Genomic DNA, 3,211 nt, shown 5'->3' on the forward strand with positions numbered 1-3,211 from the left:
TGCGGTTGGACTGCTCGTCGGAGTTGGCCATCGAAGAGTTCGAGGCGTTCACCACCAGTTGCGAGACGTCGTGCAGTTTGTGCGCGGTCCCGGCGACTTCCCGGATCGAGCGATGGATACGCTCGACGAACTGGTTGAAGGCATCGCCGAGCACTCCGAATTCATCGCGGCTGGTCACGGCGAGGCGCTTGGTCAGGTCGCCCTCGCCCTGGGCGATGTCCTGCATGGCACGGCCCATCAGGTGCAGCGGCTGCATCAGCAGGCGGATCAGCAGGCCGAGCAGGACCAGGATGGCGACGATGGAGATCAGCGCGGCGGCGATGGCCGAGACGCGGAACTTGCTGAGCATGGCGTAGGCCTTGTCCTTGTCGATGGACAGCGCCAGGTACCAGGTCACCGAAGGCAGGCCCTTGATAGGGGTAAAGGCGAGGATGCGGGTATGCCCGTGCAATTCGGCCTCGCTGAAACCGGTGGCGATCTTCGGCGTGTTCTGCGGGTAGACCTCGCTCAGGGTCTTCATCACCTGCTCTTTGTCCGGGTGCACCAGGATCTTGCCGTCGCCGCTGACCAGGAAGGCGTAGCCCATGCCGCTGAAGTCCAGCGAATTGATGATCTGCACCAGGGTCTTCAGGCTGAGGTCGCCGCCTACCACGCCGAGGGTGTTGCCAGCGGCCTTCACCGGTGTCGCCGCGGTGATGATCAATTCCTGGGTGGCGGCGTCGACGTAGGGTTCGGTCAGGGTCAGGCCGCCGGCCGCCACGGCGTCCTTGTACCAGGGCCGGCTGCGCGGATCGTAGCCGGCCGGCATCGGGCTGTCCGGACGCATGGTGAAGACGCCGTCCTGCTGGCCGAGGTAGGTGAAGCTGAAGGTCGAGGTCAGGGCCGGCTGTTCGAGCAGGGCGCTGACGGTTTCCGGGCTGTGGTCGCGGGCCAGGGTCTGGGCGGTCTGCTCGACCAGCAGCAGACGGCCGCCGAGCCAGTTCTGAATGTTGCTGGAAGTCACGTCACCCATTTCCCGCAGGTAGCTTTCGAGGTCCTCGCGGATCGCGTTGCGCTGCAGGTAATCGTTGTAGAGGGTGAACAGTGCGAAAGCGGCGAACACCACGAGGGAGGCCGCGAGGAGGATCTTGTGGCTGAACTTCAGACTTTTGATCATGTTGTATTGCGTCCAGGAGTATGTAGCGCCAGTCTTTGACCAGACCCCTGCGACCGTTCCGCGGGCGCAGGGGCTTTCCGTACGCCTTGCAGCGTCGGGCGGGTCGCGCGGGTGGGTAGTCCGTCGACCCAGGCACGGCCTTGTGCCACGAAGCCACGGTTCCCTGGGTGGCTCCGAAGAATGCGTGATACGGATACGATGGCGATTTTTCCTGTCTCAGCAAGGCCCGAAGGTCTTCGCTGAAGCTGGACGGCCAGATCGGGTCGATGCGCTGGCCCGACGCCCTTCGCGGGAACCCGCGCATATTGGTACGTGGGTTCCGCTGGAAGCCCCGTTGCACAAGGGCTTTCCCTTACTGTCGGCACAGCGTGCCGGAGCTTTAGTCCCGAGGATGAATGGATGTCGCAAGCGAATGAGTTGTTGATCGGCGCTGGCCCCGATGGCCAGCCGGTAGGACAGGCCTGGCGCCTGGCCAACCGTCATGGATTGATCGCCGGCGCCACCGGTACCGGCAAGACGGTGACCTTGCAGCACCTCGCCGAATCCTTCAGCGATGCCGGTGTCGCGGTGTTCGCCGCCGACATCAAGGGCGACCTGTGCGGCATCGCCGCGCCGGGCAACCCGCAGGGCAAGGTCGCCGAACGTATCGCCAGCATGCCGTGGCTGAACTACCAGCCGAAGGCCTACCCGACCACGCTCTGGGACATCGCCGGGAAGACCGGCCACCCGTTGCGCACCACCATCAGCGAGATGGGCCCGCTGCTGCTGGCCAACCTCCTGGAGTTGACCGATAGCCAGCAGGCCGCGCTGTTCGCCGCCTTCCAGGTGGCCGACCGGGAAGGCCTGCTGCTGCTCGACCTGAAGGACCTGAAGGCGCTGCTCAACCATCTGAAGGACAATCCGGAAATCCTTGGCGAGGACCGGGCGCTGTTCACTGGCGCTTCCGGGCAGGCGCTGCTGCGCCGCCTGGCCACTCTGGAGCAGCAGGGCGCCGAGGCCTTCTTCGGCGAGCCTGCCCTGCAACTGGAAGACATCCTCCGCCCCGAGCCGGACGGGCGCGGGCGCATCCACCTGCTCGACGCCAGCCGCCTGGTGCACGAGGCGCCGAAGGTCTACGCGACTTTCCTGCTCTGGCTGTTGGCCGAGCTGTTCGAGCAACTGCCGGAGCGCGGCGATGCCGACAAGCCGGTGCTGGCACTGTTCTTCGACGAGGCCCACCTGCTGTTCAACGGCACGCCGAAAGCCTTGCGCGACCGCCTGGAACAGGTGGTCCGGCTGATCCGCTCGAAAGGCGTCGGGGTGTACTTCGTCACCCAGTCGCCGGGCGACCTGCCGGACGATGTCCTGGCCCAGCTCGGCCTGCGTATCCAGCATGGCCTGCGCGCCTTCACCGCCAAGGAGCAGAAATCGCTGCGCGCGGTGGCCGACGGTTTCCGCCCGAACCCGGCGTTCGACACCCTGGGGGTGCTGACCGAACTGGGTATCGGCGAGGCGTTGGTCGGCACCCTGGAGGAAAAGGGCACGCCGGCCATGGTCCAGCGCGTCGCGGTGGCGCCGCCCTATTCGCGGATCGGCCCGCTGAGCGACAGCGAGCGCGCTGAACTGGTCCAGCGGTCGCCGTTGAAGGGTCGCTACGACCAGCCGATCGATCGCGAGTCGGCCTACGAGGTGCTGGCGAACAAGGCGGGCGCCAAGCCCGAGGTCCAGGGCCAGGCGACTGCTCAGCAGGAAAGCTCGTCCGGCGTCGGCGGCATGGCCGGGCAGATTCTCGGCAGCCTGCTGTCCAATTCGACGGTGAAGAGCGCCATGCGCCAGGCGGCCAACCAGTTGAGCCGGGAGCTGGTGCGTGGCCTGCTCGGCTCGTTGATGGGCGGGAAGAAGCGGCGCTGAGCGCCAGGCCATGAAAAAGGCGCCCGCGGGCGCCTTTTTCATGGGGGCTGGATGATCGCCGGCTAACCGCTTCGCGGTTAGCCGGCCTGTGGGACGGACGGGCTCAGATCTTGAAGCTGTCCACCAGGTGCCGCAGGCGCCCGGCCTGGGTTTCCAGCTCGCCGC

Annotated in this window: 1 protein-coding gene and 1 pseudogene; one reads left to right on the top strand and one right to left on the bottom strand. The window is 66.2% G+C overall.

From position 1 onward, the window contains the following. Positions 1–1,156 (bottom strand): annotated as a pseudogene (gene pctA, locus HMPREF2716_RS18340) (methyl-accepting chemotaxis protein PctA); the annotation flags it as partial. A 399-nt stretch (positions 1,157–1,555) separates the two neighbouring features. Between pctA and HMPREF2716_RS18345 the strand changes: the two are divergent. Further along, complete coding sequence (locus tag HMPREF2716_RS18345) at positions 1,556–3,046, top strand: helicase HerA-like C-terminal domain-containing protein (protein WP_003114975.1); 1,491 nt, start codon at positions 1,556–1,558, stop codon at positions 3,044–3,046. Positions 3,047–3,211: the final 165 nt, after the last annotated feature.

It is taken from the genome of Pseudomonas sp. HMSC076A11 (genome assembly GCF_001810205.1).
Classification (GTDB): Bacteria; Pseudomonadota; Gammaproteobacteria; order Pseudomonadales; family Pseudomonadaceae; genus Pseudomonas; species Pseudomonas aeruginosa.

What these genes read in the sequence shown, in the direction of transcription:
- HMPREF2716_RS18345 (WP_003114975.1), top strand. Translation starts at nt 1,556, where the DNA reads ATGTCGCAAGCGAATGAGTTGTTGATCGGCGCTGGCCCCGATGGCCAG.